The sequence below is a fragment of the Burkholderia sp. AU31624 genome (assembly GCF_020420065.1).
Taxonomy (GTDB): domain Bacteria; phylum Pseudomonadota; class Gammaproteobacteria; order Burkholderiales; family Burkholderiaceae; genus Burkholderia.
On sequence record NZ_JAIZRT010000004.1, the window covers coordinates 434,436 to 455,501 of the forward strand.

The 21,066-nt window shown below is 67.4% G+C and carries 13 protein-coding genes; 8 read left to right on the forward strand and 5 right to left on the reverse strand.

Annotated features, from left to right (window positions below):
* Positions 1-6: 6 nt before the first annotated feature.
* Both LGM89_RS17060 and LGM89_RS17065 read right to left on the reverse strand, forming a co-directional pair.
* Positions 7-1,656: a multicopper oxidase domain-containing protein gene (locus tag LGM89_RS17060; protein WP_089439599.1), complete on the reverse strand. Its 1,650-nt coding sequence runs from the start codon at positions 1,654-1,656 to the stop codon at positions 7-9.
* A 66-nt stretch (positions 1,657-1,722) separates the two neighbouring features.
* On the reverse strand, positions 1,723-3,306 hold the full coding sequence (locus LGM89_RS17065) for a multicopper oxidase domain-containing protein (protein WP_226204748.1): 1,584 nt from the start codon (positions 3,304-3,306) through the stop codon (positions 1,723-1,725).
* 766 nt (positions 3,307-4,072) lie between these two features.
* On the opposite strand from LGM89_RS17065, the gene LGM89_RS17070 reads away from it, so the two are divergent.
* The 5 genes from LGM89_RS17070 (at position 4,073) to LGM89_RS17090 (ending at position 13,445) form a co-directional block, all read left to right on the forward strand.
* The gene (locus LGM89_RS17070) at positions 4,073-4,897 is read left to right on the forward strand and encodes an IclR family transcriptional regulator (protein WP_089494421.1); all 825 of its coding nucleotides are present in this window, start codon (positions 4,073-4,075) and stop codon (positions 4,895-4,897) included.
* Between the two features lie 254 nt (positions 4,898-5,151).
* Complete coding sequence (locus LGM89_RS17075) at positions 5,152-6,513, forward strand: MdtA/MuxA family multidrug efflux RND transporter periplasmic adaptor subunit (RefSeq protein ID WP_089494420.1); 1,362 nt, start codon at positions 5,152-5,154, stop codon at positions 6,511-6,513.
* 15 nt (positions 6,514-6,528) lie between these two features.
* On the forward strand, positions 6,529-9,642 hold the full coding sequence (locus LGM89_RS17080) for an MdtB/MuxB family multidrug efflux RND transporter permease subunit (RefSeq protein WP_226273496.1): 3,114 nt from the start codon (positions 6,529-6,531) through the stop codon (positions 9,640-9,642).
* 6 nt (positions 9,643-9,648) lie between these two features.
* A complete protein-coding gene (locus LGM89_RS17085; protein WP_226204744.1) occupies positions 9,649-12,957 on the forward strand; it encodes an efflux RND transporter permease subunit in 3,309 nt (1,102 codons plus the stop codon).
* Between the two features lie 104 nt (positions 12,958-13,061).
* The gene (locus LGM89_RS17090; RefSeq protein WP_226273497.1) at positions 13,062-13,445 is read left to right on the forward strand and encodes a VOC family protein; all 384 of its coding nucleotides are present in this window, start codon (positions 13,062-13,064) and stop codon (positions 13,443-13,445) included.
* Positions 13,446-13,524: 79 nt separating this feature from the next.
* On the opposite strand, the gene LGM89_RS17095 is transcribed toward LGM89_RS17090, so the two are convergent.
* Positions 13,525-15,024, reverse strand: a complete 1,500-nt coding sequence (locus LGM89_RS17095) for an NYN domain-containing protein (RefSeq protein ID WP_226273498.1) — start codon at positions 15,022-15,024, stop codon at positions 13,525-13,527.
* Positions 15,025-15,291: 267 nt separating this feature from the next.
* On the opposite strand from LGM89_RS17095, the gene LGM89_RS17100 reads away from it, so the two are divergent.
* Entirely contained in the window at positions 15,292-15,921 is a 630-nt protein-coding gene (locus LGM89_RS17100; RefSeq protein WP_089439591.1) for an NAD(P)H-binding protein, read from the forward strand.
* Between the two features lie 80 nt (positions 15,922-16,001).
* On the opposite strand, the gene LGM89_RS17105 is transcribed toward LGM89_RS17100, so the two are convergent.
* Positions 16,002-16,553 carry a peroxiredoxin gene (locus LGM89_RS17105; protein ID WP_226273499.1) on the reverse strand — a complete coding sequence of 184 codons (552 nt, stop codon included), beginning with the start codon at positions 16,551-16,553 and terminating at the stop codon, positions 16,002-16,004.
* Positions 16,554-16,832: 279 nt separating this feature from the next.
* On the opposite strand from LGM89_RS17105, the gene cdpA reads away from it, so the two are divergent.
* On the forward strand, positions 16,833-18,575 hold the full coding sequence (gene cdpA, locus LGM89_RS17110; RefSeq protein ID WP_206150870.1) for a putative bifunctional diguanylate cyclase/phosphodiesterase: 1,743 nt from the start codon (positions 16,833-16,835) through the stop codon (positions 18,573-18,575).
* 27 nt (positions 18,576-18,602) lie between these two features.
* Positions 18,603-20,102: an HDOD domain-containing protein gene (locus LGM89_RS17115; RefSeq protein WP_226273500.1), complete on the forward strand. Its 1,500-nt coding sequence runs from the start codon at positions 18,603-18,605 to the stop codon at positions 20,100-20,102.
* A 120-nt stretch (positions 20,103-20,222) separates the two neighbouring features.
* Here LGM89_RS17115 and LGM89_RS17120 read toward each other — a convergent pair whose 3' ends face one another.
* Entirely contained in the window at positions 20,223-21,017 is a 795-nt protein-coding gene (locus tag LGM89_RS17120; RefSeq protein ID WP_043182082.1) for an ABC transporter substrate-binding protein, read from the reverse strand.
* Between the last annotated feature and the right edge of the window lie 49 nt (positions 21,018-21,066).

Here is a 21,066-nt window from a genome sequence, read left to right on the forward strand (position 1 = left end):
CCACCCCTAATTGGATTCGTCGATCGGAAATACCGGAGGATCAACGAGCATCATCATCATCATTCCGCCCGGGAAGATGTTGTTCGTCGTGATCTCGCGCTCGTTATGCGAGTGCCACATGAACGCGAAGCCTGCTTCCGTCGCCGGCGGGTTCAGGATCGTGTTGCTGGGTGGCGACGTGCCGGTCGGCGCCGTCGCGCGCACGGTCGCGTCCGGCCCGAGATAGGGACTGCCGCCATACCAGAAGCCGTTCGTCAGGATGTTCGAGTCCGGCAACGTGACCGGCCCGCCGCTGGCGACCTTGCCGAACGGCGCCTTCTCGAGCGCCTTGCCGTGGTCTTGGCACCACTCGTAGTAGTTCGGCGCGTTGCGCGGCGCCGGCGGGTTCGACGCCGTCGTGTAGTAGCCGTTCGCGTCGGGCACGCAGACGGAGCCGTCGCCCGGGTAGTGCGCGTAGACGTCCCAGTTCAGGCCCTTGCCGGTCCAGTAGAAAATCCCGTCCATCGTCGCGCCCGGCGTCGTGGTGGTCGTGAACAGCAGCGGGCCGGCCGGCAGCCGCGGGTTCGCCGGGTGGTTCGGGTCGACCGGGCTGAGCAACAGGTTGCCGTCGCGCGCCAGCACGCGCACGTGGTTGCCATGCTCGTGGAACGGATGCTGCCAGCGGCCGGTGCCGATGATCCGCAGCAGCACCAGTTCGCCCGGATGCATGTGCGGATTGCCGTTGTACGGCTGGTGCGGGTACTGCGGCGCGTAGTTCGGATCCATGTCGTCCGGCATCGAGCGGCCGTTGACCATGAAATAGGCCGGGTGATAAGGCTCGGTCTCGACCGTCATGCAGCCGGTCGGCCTGGTGCACGACGTATTCGCCGCGACCTGCTGCTCCGCCTGCTGATGGATGCGTGGATCCATTTCGGAGAACTGAAAAAGATACTCACGGTCATAGCAGGCGGCGCTGTTGTCGAATGCCGCCGCCGCGTTGCGGAAATCGCGCTGGCCGAACGGCCGGCCCGAATCCGGCAGCGCCATGCAGCCCGCCGTGTTGACCGCCGTATTCGGCAGCACGATGATCGCGCCGTACATCCCCATCTCGATCTGCAGATCGCCCTGCGTGCCGCTGTAGTACGCATGCGTACCCGGCGTCGCCGCGACGAACGTGTAGGTGACCGTCGCGCCGTGCTGCGCCTCCTGCGCGAGCAGCCCGGCAACGCCGGAGGTGCCGGTGCAGGTCTTGCCGTCCGGGCTCAGGGTGCCGGTGCACACGACGAAGCCGGGAAACAGCATCGACGTGTTGCCGGCTGCCGCCGGCAGGTTGTTGGTGAGTGTCACGGTGATGATGTCGCCCTGCCTGACGATCAGCGTCGGACCGGGGATCTGCATCGTCGGACAGGTCGCGCCGGTGATCGTCGACGGCGAGAAGACGAGCGGCGTCGCGCTGGTCGCCGCGCAGCCGTAGCCCCACGAATAGACGCTCGTGCCGTCCGGCTGGGTGATGCGCGCTTCCTGGGCCGTGAGGTTGAAGACCTTGCCGGTGATGCCCGGCGCGGCGGCGTGCGCGTGCACCGACAGCAACGCGGCGAGCGTCGCGACGCCGACGCGTGCGAGCCGTCCGAGACGGGCGAGCGTCGCGGTCCACGCATGATGAGTGATGTGTCCCACGGCTTTTCTCCTCAGGGCAGGACTTCCCGGCCGGGCGCGCCCGCATCCGCGGGCGCGCCCTGGTCATCAAAGAGTGCAGTGCTTCGTGACCGGGTCCACGGCGCTGCAGATGTGGACCTCGGTCATCAGGCCGCCGAAGTTCTCCTGATCGTTCGACAGGTGATCGAGGTTCGGCGTGTACAGGTAGAAAATCTGGCCGGAGTGGTACTTCGTCTTGTCGCTGGCGTCGAGAATCAGGTCGAGCGACTCGCCGCCCGCGAGCGTGATCGAGTTCGTGTCGTAGGCCATGTTGTTGCCGGCCATGTCGCGCAACATGCGGGCATTCAGCGCGATCACGTGCATCGGGATGCCGAGCGACGCCAGCGTCTGGTATTCGGTCACGTCGAGATCCGAGATCCGCAACAGCGCGCGGCCGCCGGCCGGAATGTTGACCAGCGTCGGCAGCGGTTGCGACGGATGCATCGAGCTGTCCGAAGCGGGCGTCGACATCGCCCCTTCGGTCACCGTGTCCGGATAGCTGCGGCCGTTCAGCAGGAAGAACTTGTCCTTCATGTCGGTGAACGGTTCGGGATTGAACGTCATGCCGACGAAGTGGAAGTTCGGATCGAAGCCATGGATCTGGATCGGATACTCGACGTCGTACGCGGTCGAGCCGTCGCCGTCGTTGTATGCGTAGAGCGACAGCGTCTCCGGCGTGGTCGGCGGAATGTTGACGTTGGCCGCCCGCACGAGGCCGTTGTTCTGCGGCGGCAGCGGCGTCGAGCACAGGATGTCGTTGCCGCAGCGCGTGCGCAGGTCCGACTGCTGCGTCATGAGCGCGTCGTACAGCGACACGCCCTTCGGCACCCGGTCCTGGCGCGGCCGCACGTAGATCTGGCCGACCATGCCCATCTGCAGGTGCTCCGGCGGCGTGATGTGGCAGTGCCAGAAATAGGTGCCCGCATCCGGCGCGAGATAGTAGTACGTGAAGCTCGCGCCGATGTTGATCGCGACCGACGCGTCCGGCACGCCGTCATAGAACGACGACGCGTTCGGATAGCCGTGGAAGTGCACCGTATGCTTCTCGAACAGGTCGGGGCGCATGATCATCCCGACGTTCGTGAGCGTGAGGAAGAACTCGTCGTCCTCGTCGATCGCCATCATCGGCGCGGGCTGGTTGCCGTTCATCACGCCGATGTCCATGATCGGGCGCGGATCGACGTGGCCGGTCAGCGCGCCGCCGGCATCCGGATCGGGCGCGAGCCCGACCGCGCCGTTGTAGGTCGGGTCCGTCCTCGGGTCGCCGACGGTGTTGAACACCGACGCGAGCTCCGTGCCGGGCAGGCCGGCCTTGATGTCCGCGAGCCCGGACAGCGGGCCGAACGCGAACAGATAGGTCTGCACGCCGTTGGCCATCGTGGCGTAGCCGTCGCCGCCCGAGATCTGCTGGCACTTGATCGCGCCGTTCACGGTGCCGGTCGACGTGGAATTCTGGCCGGTATAGGTCGGCTTCGTGTAAGCGGGTTCGCCGACACCGGGCGCCAGCGCGGTCGGGTGCGACGGCGTGGTGAACGGGCACTGGACCCGGAACGACTGGGCGAACGAGGGAACGGCGCACATCAGGAGCAACAGTGCCGCCACACTGCTGCAACACGCGCGGGTACTGAACATATGACCTCCATCCAAGGGGTCAACCAGCGATACGGGCTGGGCGTCATGCTGTGCTGCGGACGCGGGCCGGCGAAGTGTTCGCATCGGCCCGTATCTGGATTCTGCAGAGGTGCGCGGCTGGCCGGGATGGGTCACCCCCCTACTTTTGCATAGGGGGGCTCCGGCACACGGAGGGGCGACATGCTCCGCACGGATGGGACGTGCGACGTTCGGGCAGACGCGTCGTGGCACTGGATTTGTCCGATGCAAGACGCACGACGACCGGCGACGTATTGCCGAAATTTTCCCGATAGCAGAAATTAATTAAAATCGCGGGGGGTGGCGGTGGATCGTGCAGGACGCGGCAAGCGGTGCCGGCCCCGCTCCAACGAAGCGGACCTTCGATCGCGGCAAACCGGGCGGTCGCCGGAAAACGGGCAAAAAAAAGCGCCACGGAGACCGTGGCGCTAAAAAAGTTCTAGCCATTCCGAGGGCCGTGCTAGAACCTGAGAGACTGCGCGAAACATCGTTGCCGGTTAAACTCTTGAAACGATGTTTCGAAAACGTGAGACATTCTTTCCGTTTCCGCCCGACAAGTCAAGCGGTATTTGCACCGGTTCATGCACTTTCTGGCAACGCTCATTTGAGCGTTTTCCTAATAAACCAAGGGTGAACCCGTAAAATCTCATCCAATGACCGGTTCGCCCGCAGAACATGCATCCTTTGACAATAGTCCTACAATACCAACAAAATTGAAATCGAGTTTCGGAATTAGAGAGAATCCCTCGTGTCGACAACTGTAACCCCTCCCGCGTCGCGGGACCGTGAATCGTCGCCCGACGAGATCACCGCCCTGGCCCGCGGCCTCGCCGTGCTACGCCGCATCGCGGCGGCCGACGCGCCCGTCAGCAACCGCGAGCTGACCGAACTGACCGGCATCCCGAAGCCGACCGTCTCGCGCATCACCGCGACGCTCGTCAGCGCCGGCTTCCTGTTCCAGTTGCCCGACAGCGAGCGCTTCGTGCTCACCGCGTCGGTGCTCGAACTGAGCCACGGCTTCCTGCGCAACTTCGACATCCGCGCGCGTTCGCGGCCGTTCATGATCGAGCTGGCCGAACGCACGTCGCTGTCCGTACACCTCGCGGTGCGCGACCGGCTCGACATGGTCGCGATCGACGTGATCCGCCCGCGTTCGGCCGTGCTCGTCACGCGCCTCGAAATCGGCTCGCGGATGGACATCGCGCGCACCGCGGTCGGCCGTGCGTATCTTGCCGCACTCGAGGACGACGAACGCCGCCTGCTGCTCGAGTCGCTGCGCACCACGGCGGGCGACGACTGGCCGCATGTGTCGGCCCGCCTGACCCCCGCGCTGGACGACGCGATGCGCGACGGCCACGCGATCGCGATCGGCGAATGGCGCGAGGGCCTGAATGCCGTCGCGGCCGGTTTCGTCGGTCCGTCGGGCCAGCGCTATTCGGTGAATTGCGGTGGCGCGTCGCACCAGTGCCCGCCCGAATGGCTGCACGAACACGTGGTGCCCGCGCTGCACGAATGTATCGCGAAAATCACCCGCGAGATCGGCGGCGCACCGGCCCGTCGCATCAGCGTGTAAGCGTTCCGTCATCGCACTGTCGCGTTCTGTAACGACCGTAACCCGTTGAAAGATAGACCACTGGACTGTAACGGGGACGGGACGTAGGATCATGCCCATCGTCGCGCCGCACTCGCGGTGCGCACCGCTCTTTTCCCGCGCAGACCGGCGGGGGCCCGGACCGAGCCGGGCGCCCCCTCCCCGGCACCGCTCGCCCACGCGCAGCCCAGCAGTCCGATTTCCGGCCCGCCGCGCCGTCTTCCTGACAGATCACGATGGATAACGAACAAAAGCCCACGCCCCCTTCGAAAGACCCCGCGTCCCCCGCCGCGCGGCGCCCGCGCCGCACGCTGATGGCCGGCGCGCTCGCGGTCGTCGTCATCGGCGGCCTGCTGTGGTGGCATCCGTGGAACCGCACGCCGGCGGCCGGCAGCACGGCGCAAGGTACCGCGGCCAGCGCCGGCAGCGCAAAGCGCGGCCGTGGCGGCCCCGCCGCGATGGCGAATATTCCGCAGCCCGTGCAGGTCGCGACCGCGACCCAGGGCGAAATGCCGATCGTGCTGTCCGCGCTCGGCACCGTCACGCCGCTCGCGAACGTGACGGTCAAGACCCAGCTGTCCGGCTACCTGCAGTCGGTCGCATTCCAGGAAGGCCAGATCGTCAAGAAAGGCGACCTGCTCGCGCAGATCGACCCGCGCCCGTACCAGGTCGCGCTCGAGAACGCCGAAGGCACGCACGCGCGCGACTCGGCGCTGCTCGCGACGGCCCGCCTCGACCTGAAGCGTTACCAGACCCTGCTGTCGCAGGACTCGATCGCGTCGCAGACCGTCGATACGCAGGCCTCCCTCGTCAAGCAATACGAAGGCGCGGTGAAGACCGACCAGGCCGCGATCGATTCCGCGAAGCTGAACCTCACGTACGCGCGCATCACCGCGCCGGTGTCGGGCCGCGTCGGCCTGCGCCAGGTCGACCCCGGCAACTACGTGACGCCCGGCGATGCCAATGGCCTCGTCGTGATCACGCAGCTGCAGCCGATGAGCGTGATCTTCACGACGTCGGAAGACAACCTGCCGCAGATCCTCAAGCAGGTGAACGCGGGCCAGAAGCTGTCGGTCACCGCGTACAACCGCAACAACACGGTGCCGCTCGAGACGGGCTCGCTCGCGACGCTCGACAACCAGATCGACACGAGCACGGGCACGGTCAAGCTGCGCGCGAACTTCGATAACAAGGAAGGCATGCTGTTCCCGAATCAGTTCGTGAACACGCGCCTGCTCGTCGACGTGCTGCGCAACGCGACGATCGTGCCGACCTCGGCCGTGCTGACCGGCTCGATCGGCCAGTTCGTCTACGTCGTGAAACCCGACAACACGGTGACCGTGCGCAAGGTCACGATCGGCCCGGTCGACGGCGAACGCACGAGCATCGTCAGCGGCGTGTCGCTCGGCGAGCGCGTGGTGACCGACGGCTCCGACCGCCTGCGCGAAGGCGCGAAGATCTCGATCCCGGCCGACAAGCCGAAAGGCGCGTCGGGCGCACGCGGCGCCGGTGCGGCGTCGGGCGCATCGGGCGCCGGCGGCCATCGCGGCGGGCACAAGCACGGCGCGTCGCAGGCAGCGGCCTCCGCGGCCCAGTAACGCGCGGGCCGCTCGATGAATCCATCCCGCCTCTTCATTCTCCGGCCGGTCGGCACCGCCCTCCTGATGGCGGCGATCATGCTGGCCGGTCTCGTCGCGCTGCGCTTCCTGCCGCTCGCCGCGCTGCCGGAAGTCGACTATCCGACGATCCAGGTCCAGACCTTCTACCCGGGCGCGAGCCCGGAAGTGATGACCTCGTCGGTCACCGCGCCGCTCGAACGGCAGTTCGGGCAGATGCCGTCGCTGAACCAGATGTCGTCGCAGAGTTCGGCCGGCTCGTCCGTGATCACGTTGCAGTTCTCGCTCGACCTGCCGCTCGACATCGCCGAACAGGAAGTGCAGGCCGCGATCAACGCGGCCGGCAACCTGCTGCCGTCCGACCTCCCTGCCCCGCCGATCTACGCGAAGGTCAACCCGGCCGATGCGCCGGTGCTGACGCTCGCCGTCAAGTCGAAGACGCTGCCGCTCACGCAGGTGCAGGATCTCGCCGACACGCGCCTCGCGATGAAGATCTCGCAGGTCGCGGGCGTCGGTCTCGTCAGCCTGTCGGGCGGCAACCGCCCGGCCGTGCGGATCCAGGCGAACCCCACCGCGCTCGCGAAGTACGGGATGAACCTCGACGACCTGCGCACGACGATCTCGAACCTGAACGTGAACACGCCGAAGGGCAACTTCGACGGCCCGACGCGCGCGTACACGATCAACGCGAACGACCAGCTGACGAGCGCCGACCAGTACAACAGCGCGGTCGTCGCCTACAAGAACGGCCGCCCGGTGATGCTCACCGACGTCGCGACGGTCGTCGCCGGCTCGGAGAACACCAAGCTCGGCGCGTGGGTGAATGCCGACCCGGCGATCATCCTGAACGTGCAGCGCCAGCCGGGCGCGAACGTGATCGCGACCGTCGACGCGATCAAGGCGCAGCTGCCGAAGCTGCAGGAAACGCTGCCGGCCGCGCTCGACGTGGAGATCGTCACCGACCGCACGACGATGATCCGCGCCGCCGTGCGCGACGTGCAGTTCGAACTGATGCTCGCGGTCGCGCTGGTCGTGCTCGTGATGTACCTGTTCCTCGCGAACGTCTACGCGACGATCATCCCGAGCCTGTCGGTGCCGCTGTCGCTGATCGGCACGCTCGCGGTGATGTACATGGCCGGCTTCTCGCTGAACAACCTGTCGCTGATGGCGCTCACCATCGCGACCGGCTTCGTCGTCGACGACGCGATCGTGATGATCGAGAACATCGCACGCTACGTCGAGGAAGGCGAAACGGGGCTCGAGGCCGCGCTGAAGGGCTCGAGGCAGATCGGCTTCACGATCATCTCGCTGACGGTGTCGCTGATCGCGGTGCTGATCCCGCTGCTGTTCATGGGCGACGTGGTCGGGCGCCTGTTCCATGAATTCGCGATCACGCTCGCGGTGACGATCGTGATCTCGGCGATCGTGTCGCTCACGCTCGTGCCGATGATGTGCGCGAAGCTGCTGCGCCATTCGCCGCCGCCCGAGAGCCATCGCTTCGAGGCGCGCGTGCACCGGGCGATCGACTGGGTGATCGCGCGCTACGCGGTCGCGCTCGAATGGGTGCTGAACCGCCAGCGCTCGACGCTCGTCGTCGCGCTGCTGACGCTCGCGCTGACCGGCCTGCTGTACGTCTACGTGCCGAAGGGCTTCTTCCCCGCGCAGGATACCGGCGTGATCCAGGCGATCACGCAGGCGCCGCAGTCGATCTCGTACGGCGCGATGGCGGAGCGCCAGCAGGCGCTCGCGGCCGAGATCCTGAAGGATCCGAACGTCGAGAGCCTCACGTCGTTCATCGGCGTCGACGGCAGCAACATCACGCTGAACAGCGGCCGGATGCTGATCAACCTGAAGGCGCGCGACGAACGCACCGAGACGGCCGCGCAGATCATCCGCGACCTGCAGCACCGCGTCGCCAACATCACCGGCATCTCGCTGTTCATGCAGTCGGTGCAGGACCTGACGATCGACTCGACCGTCAGCCCGACGCAGTACCAGTTCATGCTGACGAGCCCGAACTCGGAAGAATTCGCGACCTGGGTGCCGAAGCTCGTGGCCCGGCTGCAGCAGGAGCCGTCGCTCGCCGACGTCGCGACCGACCTGCAGAGCAACGGCCAGTCCGTCTACATCGAGATCGACCGCCCGAGCGCCGCGCGCTTCGGCATCACGCCGGCGACCGTCGACAACGCGCTGTACGACGCGTTCGGCCAGCGCATCGTGTCGACGATCTTCACGCAGTCGAACCAGTACCGCGTGATTCTCGAGTCCGAGCCGAAGGAGCAGCACTATGCGCAATCGCTGAACGACATCTACCTGCCGTCGGCGGGCGGCGGCCAGGTGCCGCTGGCGTCGATCGCGTCGTTCCACGAGCGGCCGTCGCCGCTCTTGGTCGCGCACCTGTCGCAGTTCCCGTCGACCACCATCTCGTTCAACCTCGCGCCGGGCGCGTCGCTCGGCGAGGCGGTCAAGGCGATCGGCGCCGCGGAGAAGGACATCGGGTTGCCCGCGTCGTTCCAGACGCGCTTCCAGGGCGCGGCGCTCGCGTTCCAGGCATCGCTGTCGAACCAGCTGTTCCTGATCCTCGCCGCGGTCGTCACGATGTACATCGTGCTCGGCGTGCTGTACGAGAGCTACATCCACCCGATCACGATCCTGTCGACGCTGCCGTCGGCCGGCGTCGGCGCGCTGCTCGCGCTGATGATCACCGGGCACGACCTCGACATCATCGGGATCATCGGCATCGTGCTGCTGATCGGCATCGTGAAGAAGAACGCGATCATGATGATCGACTTCGCGCTCGAGGCCGAGCGCGTCGAAGGCAAGCCGCCGCGCGAGGCGATCTACCAGGCGTGCCTGCTGCGCTTCCGGCCGATCCTGATGACCACGCTCGCCGCGCTGCTCGGCGCGGTGCCGCTGATCGTCGGCTCCGGCGCGGGCTCCGAGCTGCGCCAGCCGCTCGGGATCGCGATCGCCGGCGGCCTGATCGTGTCGCAGGTGCTGACGCTGTTCACGACGCCCGTGATCTACCTCGGCTTCGATTCGCTCGCGCGCCGCGTGCGCGGCTGGTTCGAACGCCACGGCCCGCAAGCCGGCCCGCGCACGGATGCGTAGCAAGCAATGAACCTGTCACGCCCCTTCATCACCCGCCCCGTCGCGACGACGCTGCTCGCGATCGGTGTCGCGCTCGCGGGCCTGTTCGCGTTCGTCAAGCTGCCGGTGTCGCCGCTGCCGCAGGTCGACTTCCCGACCATCTCGGTGCAGGCGTCGCTGCCGGGCGCGAGCCCGGAAACGGTCGCGACCAGCGTGACGAGCCCGCTCGAGCGGCACCTCGGCTCGATCGCCGACGTGTCCGAAATGACGTCGACGAGCACGGTCGGCAACGCGCGGATCATCCTGCAGTTCGGGCTGAACCGCGACATCGACGGCGCCGCGCGCGACGTGCAGGCCGCGATCAACGCGGCGCGCGCCGACCTGCCCGCCGCGCTGAAGAGCAACCCGACCTACCGCAAGGTCAACCCGGCCGATTCGCCGATCATGATCGTGTCGCTGACGTCGGAGACCTCGTCGCCCGCGAAGCTGTACGACGCCGCGTCGACGGTGCTGCAGCAGTCGCTGTCGCAGATCGACGGGATCGGCCAGGTGTCGGTCAGCGGCTCCGCGAACCCGGCCGTGCGCGTCGAGCTCGAGCCGCAGGCGCTGTTCCACTACGGGATCGGCCTCGAGGACGTGCGCGCGGCGCTGGCCTCCGCGAACGCCAACGCGCCGAAGGGCGCGATCGAATTCGGCCCGCAGCGCTACCAGCTCTATACGAACGACCAGGCATCCCAGGCGTCGCAATACCGCGACCTCGTCGTGGCCTACCGCAACGGCTCGGCCGTGCGGCTGTCCGACCTGTCGGACGTCGTCGATTCGGTCGAGGATCTCCGCAACCTCGGCCTGTCGAACGGCAAGCGCGCGGTGCTCGTGATCCTCTACCGCTCGCCCGGCGCGAACATCATCGACACGATCGACCGCGTGCGCGCGGCGCTGCCGCAACTCACCGCGTCGCTGCCGGCCGACATCACCGTCACGCCCGTGCTCGACCGCTCGACCACGATTCGCGCGTCGCTGAAGGACACCGAGCACACGCTGCTGATCGCGGTCAGCCTCGTCGTGATGGTCGTGTTCCTGTTCCTGCGCAACTGGCGCGCGACATTGATCCCGAGCGTCGCGGTGCCGATCTCGATTATCGGCACGTTCGGCGCGATGTACCTGCTCGGCTTCTCGATCGACAACCTGTCGCTGATGGCGCTGATCGTCGCGACCGGCTTCGTCGTCGACGATGCGATCGTCGTGCTCGAGAACATCTCGCGGCATATCGAGAACGGCAAGTCGCGCATGCAGGCCGCGTTCGACGGCGCGCGCGAGGTCGGCTTCACGGTGTTGTCGATGAGCATTTCGCTCGTCGCGGTGTTCCTGCCGATCCTGCTGATGGGCGGCATCGTCGGGCGGCTGTTCCGCGAGTTCGCGCTGACGCTGTCGCTCGCGATCGCCGTCTCGCTCGCGGTGTCGCTCACGGTCACGCCGATGATGTGCGCGCGCCTGCTGCCCGAGTCGCACGACCCGCAAAACGAAGGCCGCTTCGGGCGTTTCCTGGAACGCTGTTTCAGCCGCATGCAGCGCGGCTACGAGCGCTCGCTGTCGTGGGCGCTGCGCCGGCCGCTCCTGATCCTGCTGACCCTGTTCGCGACCATCGGGCTGAACGTCTACCTGTACATCGTCGTGCCGAAGGGTTTCTTCCCGCAGCAGGACACCGGGCTGATGATCGGCGGCATCCGGGCCGACCAGTCGACGTCGTTCCAGGCGATGAAGCTGAAGTTCTCCGAGATGATGCGCATCGTGCAGAGCAACCCGAACGTGAAGAGCGTCGCGGGCTTCACCGGCGGCACGCAGACCAACTCGGGCTTCATGTTCGTCACGCTGAAGGATCGCACCGAGCGCAAGCTGTCGGCCGACCAGGTGATCCAGCAACTGCGCGTCCCGCTGTCGGATGTCGCCGGCGCGAGCACGTTCCTGCAGGCGGCGCAGGACATTCGCGTCGGGGGCCGGCAGAGCAACGCGCAGTACCAGTTCACGCTGCTCGGCGATTCGAGCGCCGACCTGTACAAGTGGGGGCCGATCCTGACCGAGGCGCTGCAGAAGCGCCCCGAGCTGACCGACGTGAACTCCGACCAGCAGCAAGGCGGCATGGAAGCCATGGTGACGATCGACCGGGCGACGGCCGCGCGGTTCGGCATCAAGCCCGCGCAGATCGACAATACGCTGTACGACGCATTCGGCCAGCGCCAGGTCTCGACGATCTACAACCCGCTGAACCAGTACCACGTGGTGATGGAAGTCGCGCCGAAGTACTGGCAGAGCCCCGAGATGCTGAACCAGGTGTGGATCAGCACGTCGGGCGGCAGCGCGAACGGCTCGCAGACCACCAACGCAGCGGCCGGCACCTACGTCGCGACCTCCGCCGGCACGTCGAGCGCCGGCACGGCCACGCAGAGCGCCGCGGCGATCGCGTCCGACTCCGCACGCAACCAGGCGCTCAACTCGATCGCGGCGAGCGGCAAGTCGAGCGCGTCGTCGGGTGCGTCGGTGTCGACGTCGAAGTCGACGATGATCCCGCTGTCGGCGATCGCGACGTTCGGGCCGAGCACGACGCCGCTGTCGGTCAACCACCAGGGGCTGTTCGTCGCGACGACGATCTCGTTCAACCTGCCGCCCGGCGTGTCGCTGTCGCAGGCGACGCAGGTGATCTACCAGACGATGGCGCAGGTCGGCGTCCCGCCGACCATCGTCGGCAGCTTCCAGGGCACCGCGCAGGCGTTCCAGCAGTCGACGAACGACCAGCCGATCCTGATCCTCGCGGCGCTGCTGGCCGTCTACATCGTGCTCGGGATCCTGTACGAGAGCTACATCCACCCGATCACGATCCTGTCGACGCTGCCGTCGGCCGGCGTCGGCGCGCTGCTCGCGCTGCTGCTGTTCAAGACCGAGTTCAGCATCATCGCGCTGATCGGCGTGATCCTGCTGATCGGGATCGTGAAGAAGAACGCGATCATGATGGTCGACTTCGCGATCGACCAGACGCGCAACCACCAGAAGTCGTCGTTCGACGCGATCCACGAGGCGTGCCTGCTGCGCTTCCGCCCGATCATGATGACGACGATGGCCGCGCTGCTCGGCGCGCTGCCGCTCGCGTTCGGCCACGGCGACGGCGCCGAGCTGCGCGCGCCGCTCGGGATCGCGATCGCCGGCGGCCTGATCGTGTCGCAGGTGCTGACGCTCTATACGACGCCGGTCGTCTACCTGTACATGGACCGCTTCCGCGTGTGGGCCGAGAAGCGACGCAACCGCCGCGGGAATAACGGCGGGCCGGCCGTCGCCGGCGAGTGATGAAGCGGCCGCCTCGTGCGGCCGTTTTTTTTGCGCTTGAACCGCGCCGACGATCGGCTATCGTGAGTCCATGCCCACCGCTGCGCCCTTCCCGGGGACCCACCATGAACGTCCAGCTCAACCATACGATCGTCTGGTGCCGCGACAAGCGCGCGTCGAGCCGCTTCCTCACCGAGCTGCTGGAATTGCCGCCGCCGACGTCGTTCGGCGCGATGCTGGTCGTCGCGCTCGACAACGGCGTGTCGCTCGATTTTTATGAACGGTCGGGAGCGATCGCGTCGCAGCATTACGCGTTCCTGCTCGACGAAGCAGGCTTCGATCGCGTACTCGCGCGCATTCGCGAGCGCGGGCTGCCGCACTGGGCGGATCCGGCCAAGCGGCAGCCCGATGACATCTACCGCCACAACGGCGGCCGAGGCGTGTACTTCGACGATCCGGACGGCCACTTCCTCGAAGTGATGACGCAGCCTTATGTGCTGAACGGCTAGCTCGACGGGCCGGCGTTGCACCGGCCGGTACCGTGGCGCGGATGCCGCCCCGCTCGGGACGGCATCCGGCCGACCGACGTTACTCGGCAGCGTCCGCCGCCGGCTTGCGCGGACGACGGGCGCGCGGTGCGGCCTTGCGTGCCGGCTTCTTCGGCTTGGCAGCGGCCGGCGTTTGCGCAACCGCTTCGGCATGGGCTTCAGCCGGTGCCGCGTCGTGCGACGGATGGGCGGCGGCACGCTCGCCGCCGGCATCGCCTGGCGCCGGCCCGGCGTGCGTCATCGTGACATGCCGCTCGTCGCCCTGCTCCGCGTCGCGATGCGCGTCGTCGGCATGCTTGCCGTGCGCGTGCTGGTCGCCGCCGTGCGTCGGCGCGCCATGCCCGGCGGCGTCCGGCTCCCCGGCTGCCTGACGGCCTGCGCGCTTCGCGGCGGCGCCCTTCTTCGCGCCAGCCTTTTTCGCCGCGGTCTTGCGCGCGCGCTTGCGGCCATCCTTCGCATCGCCATGCGCGTCGGCCATTTCGGCCGTTTCCGCCGGCGACATCATCGGTGCCGCGTCGGCCACCTCGGCGACCTCGGCCACTTCCGCCTCGTCCGCCTCGACCGGCACGCTTTCGTGCATGACCGCTTCCGCCCGCTGCCCGCGACGTTGCGCATTGCGTCCGGCCCGCGCCGGCTCGGCCGCGCGCGTACCGTGGTGCGCGCCGCCGTGTCCGCCGCCTTCACCGCCCGCCGTGACGTGCTCCGCGGCCGCCTGCTGGCGTGCCCGCGACACGAACGCGCCCGACTTGTCGTCACGCCCCACTTCGAGCAGGCCGCGCGCCTGCGCCTCGTCGAGCAGGTTGCCGAACGCGCGGAATCCGTAGTACGACTCGTTGAAATCCGGCTTGCGACGCTTGATCGCGCTCTTGAGCACCGACGCCCAGATCTTGCCGACGTCGTCCCGCTCCGATGCCAACGCGTCGAACGTCTCGACGGCCAGCGCGATCGCCTCGGCCTTGCGCGCGTCCATGTCGTGCTTGCGCGACGACGGCTCGTCGGGTCGCTTCGCGCCGCCGTTGCCCGCGCGCTGCTGCTGTTCGCGCTTCGCGAGCGCGCGCTGCTGCTCGCGCACCAGGTCGTCGTAGAAGATGAATTCGTCGCAGTTCGCGACCAGCAGGTCCGACGTCGATTTCTTCACGCCGACGCCGATCACCTTTTTCGCGTTCTCGCGCAGCTTCGACACCAGCGGCGAAAAATCCGAGTCGCCGCTGATGATCACGAACGTATCGACGTGCGACTTCGTGTAGCAAAGGTCGAGCGCATCGACGACGAGCCGGATGTCGGCCGAATTCTTGCCCGACTGGCGCACGTGCGGAATCTCGATCAGCTCGAAGCTCGCCTCGTGCATCGACGCCTTGAAGCCCTTGTAGCGATCCCAGTCGCAATAGGCCTTCTTCACGACGATGCTGCCCTTCAGCAGCAGGCGCTCCAGCACGGGCTTGATGTCGAACTTCTCGTACTTCGCGTCGCGCACGCCGAGCGCGACGTTCTCGAAGTCGCAGAACACGGCCATGCTGACGTTGTCCAGGGGTATTGCCATGTGTACTCCAACCAGTGGGCCGATGCGTTGTATGACGTAACGGCGAAAAATGCATCGCGCACATGATAGCCGGTCGGCGCGGCATTCCCGCATCCGTGTGAACGAATGGCGGCCGGAATGTCGGTGTCGTTCGCGCGCTGCCGGTATGCCCGCTGCCGGTATGCCCCTTAATACACCCCCGCCGCGGCGGCAAATCGACATTACACTTGAGTTATCGGTCGTCCGTCCCTATCTGGAAGGATGACGCATCGAGCAAGGAGCGGTTTCATGACGACGAAGGTACTGCTGATTGGCGCGACCGGCCGAACGGGCCAGGCCTGCGCGGATCTGCTGCTCAAGCAGCCGGAGTTCGAGGTCACGGCGCTCGTGCGCCGCCACGGCTATGCGCTGGCAGGCGCACGAGTGGTCGAAGCCGACCTGACGAACGATTTCTCGCACGCATTCCAGGGCATCTCGCACGTGATCTACGCGGCCGGCTCGGCCGAATCGGAGGGCGCGGCCGAAGAGGAGCAGGTCGACCGCGACGCGGTCGCCCGCGCGGCCGAATACGCGCTGGCTTACAACGCGCAGAAGCTGGTGGTGATCAGCTCGCTGTCCGCGTACCGGCCCGAGCTCGGCCCGGACGCGCTGCGCCACTATTCGCAGATGAAGCGCGAAGGCGACGATCGCGTGATCGCGTCGGGCGTCGACTACGCGATCCTGCGCCCCGGCCCGCTCACGGACGATCCGGGTGTCGGCAAGATCGCGCTCACCGACGCATGGTTCGATGGCGCCCCACCCGTATCGCGCCAGGATGTCGCCTGGGCCGCGATCGAGGCGATCAAGCTGGGCATCTCGCGCAAGATCGTCGGCTTCGTCGGCGGCAGCGTGCCGATCGAGCAGGCATTGCGCGCATAACGGCCTCTCACGCGCGGCGGCTGCGTCGCTCCGTACCGGCGGCCCGCACGACGGGCCGCTTTGCCGTGCGGGCCGCCCGCTTACTGCTTCGGATGCGCGTCCGCCCACGCCTTCACGGCGGCGAGCGTGTTCTCGACGTGCTTGTCGGGCGACAGGCTCGTGTATTCGTAGAGCACCTTCCCTTCCGGCGAAATCACGTAGGACACGCGGTTCGCCTTGTCGATCGCCGGCAGCTTCGCGTCATATTCCCGGATGATCTTCGCGTCCGGATCGGCCGCGACCGGGAACTTGCTCCGGCACTCGCTCACCGAGAACTTCGTCAGCGTGTCGATCTTGTCGGCCGAGACGCCGATCACCGTCGCGCCGTAAGCCTTGTAACGGTCGACCGCGTCCGCGAACGCATGCGCCTCGATCGTGCAGCCCTTCGTGAACGCGGCCGGATAGAAATACAGCACGACCGGCCCCTGCTTCAGCGCGTCCGCGAGCGAGTATGTGTAAGTCTTGCCGCCCAGCGACGCCTGCGTCGTGAAATCGGGCGCCGCGGCACCCGGCTTCAATTCCGCCCGCGCCATCAGCGCATGGCCGGCCACCAGCGCCGCCACGGCGGCGCCCAGCAACAGTTTTCGCTTCATCTGCGTCCTCATTTCTTATAAAGTCAGCCTCAATGTAGGCCCCGCCGGCGTTCGCCTGTCGAACACCCGCGTGGCCGATCCGGTCCAGCGGCAACGCCATCCGCGGCCGGTCCGTTAAAGATTCCGCACAGTCTGCCGTTATTCCTTCCGGACAACCGGTTCCAGCCCTTCACGTCAGCGAGAAACATGGAAGCCAACAGGAAACAGACGTCACGCAAGGGCTCCTGGCGCAGCGCCTTGCATACGCTGCGCCGCTTCGCCTGGTCGGGCGGCGCGCTGATGCCCGCGCGCGCCGGTGCGCCGCGACGCGACGACTCCGTGCGCAACTGGCTGGAACAGACGGTCGGCACGGTGGATTTCCTCGCCCATGTCGACCGCGAGCTGCGCTTTCTGTACGTGTCGGACGCGAGCCTGCGCTTCATCGGCTACCACCGCGACTACCTGCACACGCTGACGCTGCGCGACCTGATCGCCGAACAGGATACCGCGGCGCTCGAAGGCCTGCTTGCACGCGCCGCGCGTTCCGGCCAGGTCGAGAAGGCGACGATGTGCATCGTCAAGTCGCTCACCTACCCGCTGGACGTCGAGATCCGCGCGTTCAAGAGCCGCCATCACGGGGTCGACGGATTCGCGATCGCGGCGTTCGACGTGTCGTCGTGGCGCGCGCTCGAGGCGCGCCTGACTTACGAGATGCACCACGACCCGATGACGGGGCTCGACAACCTGTCCGCGCTCGTGCCCGCGCTGATGCGCGCGCAGCAGGCCGCCGACGGGGACGGCTCGTGCGCGGCGCTGCTGCTGCTCGATCTCGACGACTACCAGCGGATCAACCGCGCGCTCGGCTACGACGCGGGCGATACGCTGCTGCGCGAGACCGCGCAGCGGCTGAAGGCGCTCGTCACGCCGAACGAGCAGCTCGCGCGCGTCGCGAGCGACAAGTTCGCGGTCGTGCTCGGCGCACCGAACCGTACGCAGGCGAGCAATGCGGCGGACGCACTCGCCCGCCGGCTGCAGGCCGCGGTGCGCGAGCCCTACGTGTACCAGGGGCAGACCGTGCACCTGTCCGCGAGCATCGGCATCGCGCTCTACCCTGACGAGCGCTCGGCGCCGCACCGCGCGCAGCACCACAGCCCGCTGCTGCGCCGCGCCGACCACGCGCTCGCGCAGGCGAAGGCGTCGGGCGGCAATGCGCTCGCGTTCCACGCCCCCGTCGACGATCCGGCCGACGCCGAACGGCTGAAGCTCGAGGCCGACCTGTACGACGGCGTGCGCAACGGCGAGTTTTCGCTCCATTTCCAGCCGATCACGCGCAGCCAGTCGGGCGCGGTGGTCGGGGTCGAGGCGCTGATCCGCTGGCGCCATCCGGTGCACGGCCTCGTGCCGCCGGCGACCTTCATTCCGCTCGCCGAATCGATCGGCCTGATCAACTATCTCGGCAACTGGGTGCTCAAGGCCGCGTGCATGCAGCTCGTCGCCTGGGATCGCCAGGGGCTCGCGCTGCAGTACGTGGCGGTCAACGTGTCGCCGCAGCAGTTCCGCGACCCGCGCTTCACGCAGAGCGTGCGCGAGGCGATCGCGCTGACGGGCATCGACCCGCGCCGCATCGTGCTCGAAATCACCGAAAGCCTGCTGATGCACGATCCCGCGCAGGCCAAGGGGCTGCTCGAGGAGCTGACCGATCTCGGCATCCGCTTCGCGATCGACGATTTCGGCACCGGCTATTCGAGCCTCGCGTACCTGCAGCGCTTCCCGCTCGCGAAGCTGAAGATCGACCGCAGTTTCGTCGAGAACCTGCTGACCTCGCGCAACGATCGCGCGATCGTGTCGGCGGTGGTCGGCCTCGCGCAGACGCTCGATCTCGAACTCGTCGCCGAAGGCGTCGAGACCGAGGCGCAGCGCGAATTGCTGACGGAGATGGGCTGCAACCATATCCAGGGCTGGCTCGTCTGCCAGGCGCTGCCGTCCGAGGAGCTCGCGCGGCGCTTCGAGGCGCAGCAGCTGCACCTGCACGCCGCCGCCTGACGCGCGCCGCGAACCGGACAGATCCGTATGTCAATCACCGAACACCTGCCCCGCACCGCATTGCTCGACAAGCTGTGGGCCCGGATGAACGAACGGGGCGATTTCCCGCTGCTGTCGGAATCGCTGCGTGCGACGATGGCCGCGATGAAGAACGACGACCTCGACTTCACCGCGCTCGTGCGCGTCGTGCTGTCGGACTTCGCGCTCACGCAGAAAGTGCTGCGGCTCGCGAACTCCGCGATGTACATGGCGTTCGGCGGCAACATCACGACCGTGACCCGCGCCCTGATGGTGCTCGGCATGGACGCCGTCGGCCACCTGGTCGTCGGGCTCAAGCTCGTCGACCATTTCCACCACAGTACGCCGCGGCGCATCGACGCGAAGCTCGAGCTGAACCGCGCGCTGCTGTCCGGCTGCGTCGCACGCAAGCTCACCGAGCGCGCCGAGCTGCGCGCGGGCGAGGAAGCCGTCGTCTGCACGCTGATGCGCCAGGTCGGCAAGCTGCTCGTGGTCTGCTATCTCGACAGCGAATGGGACCGGATCCGCCGTCGCGCGGCCGAGCTGAATGGCGACGAAGCTGCCGCCTGCATCGATGTGCTCGGCGTCGGCTTCGACGAGATCGGGCTCGAGGCGGCCGCGCGCTGGCGCTTGCCCGACGTGATCCGCGCGGGGATGGCCGATCACGACCACGTGGTCCACGCCGATGCGTTCGGCAACGACGATGACGACCACGATGCGGGCCGTGCGACCGATGACGGCCCGGCTGACCGCGTCCGCTGGCTGCGCGCGATCAGCCGCTGCTCGACCGACGTCGCGGGCGCGCTGGTGATGCCCGCGAGCCCGCAGCGCGACGCGCGTATCGCGGCGCTCGCGCAGCACTACGGCGCGGAGCTCGACATGGAATCCGACGCGCTCGTCGAGATCGCCGAGCGGCTCGCACGCGAGGAAGCGAGCGACACCGTGATGCGCGAGATCGTCGAGCTGCGCGCGAACGCCGATGCGATCGCGCGCGCCCAGGCCGAGCCCGAGGCGTGCCTCGAAGCCGGCCTCGCGGACCTGCGTGCGCTGCCGTCCGAGCACGTGCTGACGCCGGTGCTCGCGCTCGCGTCGGAAAGCCTGCTGGCCGGCCTCGCATTCACGCGCACCGTGATGTTCGTGCGCCACGACGACGGCATGTTCGCCGCGCGCCTCGGCTTCGGCCCCGGCGTCGATACGACGCTCGACCGGCTGCGCTTCGACGAGCGTTTCGAGCCGGACGTGTTTCATCTCGCGATCTCGAACTCGGTCGGCATCTTCATCGAGCAGGCGCAGGAGCCGAAGATGCTCAAGCGCCTGCCCGCGTGGTATCTCGACGCATTCGACGACACGCGCGCGTTCGTGCTGCTGCCGGTGCGCGTCGGCACGACGACCGTCGCGCTGCTGTACGGCGACTGGGCCGGCGCGCAGCCCGCGCGCAAGATCACGCAGCAGGAGATGGCCGTGCTCAACGAGCTGGCGCGCGAACTGGGCCGGTTCTTTCCGGCCTGACGCGCCGCCGGCCGCTGCTGCGCGGTTTCCCGTCCGCGGTTTTCCGTCATTTCCCGCCCCAAAAACAAACCGGCCGCATCAGCGGCCGGTTTGCTTGCATCGTGCGATCGAACGCAGCGCTTACTTGAGCGTCACGGGCACGCTGAAGTACTTCTTCGCGAGGTTGTCGATCGTGCCGTCGGCCTTCAGTTCCTTCAGCGCCTGATCGAGCGCGGTCTTCAGCGCCGCGTCGTTCTTGCGCAGGCCGAAGCCGACGCCCGAGCCGAGGATCTCGGCGTCGCTCACGGTACCGCCCGCGAACGCGAAGCCCTGGCCTTGCGGCTTCGTCAGGAAGCCCTTCGAACCGGCTTCCGCGTCCTGGAACGTCGCGTCGAGACGGCCCGACTTCAGGTCGGCGTAGGCCAGGTCCTGCGTCTGGTACGGCACGACTTCGACGCCGGCCGGCGCCCACTTCTTCTTCGCGTACGCTTCCTGGATCGTGCCCTGCAGCACGCCCACGCGCTTGCCCTTCAGCGATTGCGGGGTCGGCAGCAGGCCGCTGCCCTGCTTCGCGATCAGCTGGTTCGGGATCGTGTAGATCGCATCGGTGAACGCGATCGCGTGCTTGCGCTGGTCGGTGATCGTCATGTCCGAGTTGATCGCGTCGAACTTGCGCGCCTGCAGCGCCGGGATCAGGCCGTCGAAGTCGTTCTCGACCCACACGCACTTCGTCTTCAGCTTCGCGCACACCGCGTTGCCGATATCGATGTCGAAGCCGGTCAGCTTGCCGTCGGGCGTCTTGTATTCGAACGGCGCGTACGAGGCTTCGACGCCGAAACGGATCTCTTTCAGATCCGCTGCCATCGCGCTGCCTGCCGCCACGGCCGATGCCGCCACCACCGCATGCGCGGCCACTTTACGCCAATCCAACTTCATCAGGTGTTCTCCTCGATACTCGAATGTTCCGGAACTACGGGCGCATGCA

Coding starts and splice junctions, on each gene's coding strand:
- LGM89_RS17065 (WP_226204748.1), bottom strand. CDS start 3,306: ATGTTCAGTACCCGCGCGTGTTGCAGCAGTGTGGCGGCACTGTTGCTC.
- LGM89_RS17075 (WP_089494420.1), top strand. CDS start 5,152: ATGGATAACGAACAAAAGCCCACGCCCCCTTCGAAAGACCCCGCGTCC.
- LGM89_RS17080 (WP_226273496.1), top strand. CDS start 6,529: ATGAATCCATCCCGCCTCTTCATTCTCCGGCCGGTCGGCACCGCCCTC.
- LGM89_RS17085 (WP_226204744.1), top strand. CDS start 9,649: ATGAACCTGTCACGCCCCTTCATCACCCGCCCCGTCGCGACGACGCTG.
- LGM89_RS17090 (WP_226273497.1), top strand. CDS start 13,062: ATGAACGTCCAGCTCAACCATACGATCGTCTGGTGCCGCGACAAGCGC.
- LGM89_RS17095 (WP_226273498.1), bottom strand. CDS start 15,024: ATGGCAATACCCCTGGACAACGTCAGCATGGCCGTGTTCTGCGACTTC.
- LGM89_RS17100 (WP_089439591.1), top strand. CDS start 15,292: ATGACGACGAAGGTACTGCTGATTGGCGCGACCGGCCGAACGGGCCAG.
- LGM89_RS17105 (WP_226273499.1), bottom strand. CDS start 16,553: ATGAAGCGAAAACTGTTGCTGGGCGCCGCCGTGGCGGCGCTGGTGGCC.
- cdpA (WP_206150870.1), top strand. CDS start 16,833: ATGCCCGCGCGCGCCGGTGCGCCGCGACGCGACGACTCCGTGCGCAAC.
- LGM89_RS17115 (WP_226273500.1), top strand. CDS start 18,603: ATGTCAATCACCGAACACCTGCCCCGCACCGCATTGCTCGACAAGCTG.
- LGM89_RS17120 (WP_043182082.1), bottom strand. CDS start 21,017: ATGAAGTTGGATTGGCGTAAAGTGGCCGCGCATGCGGTGGTGGCGGCA.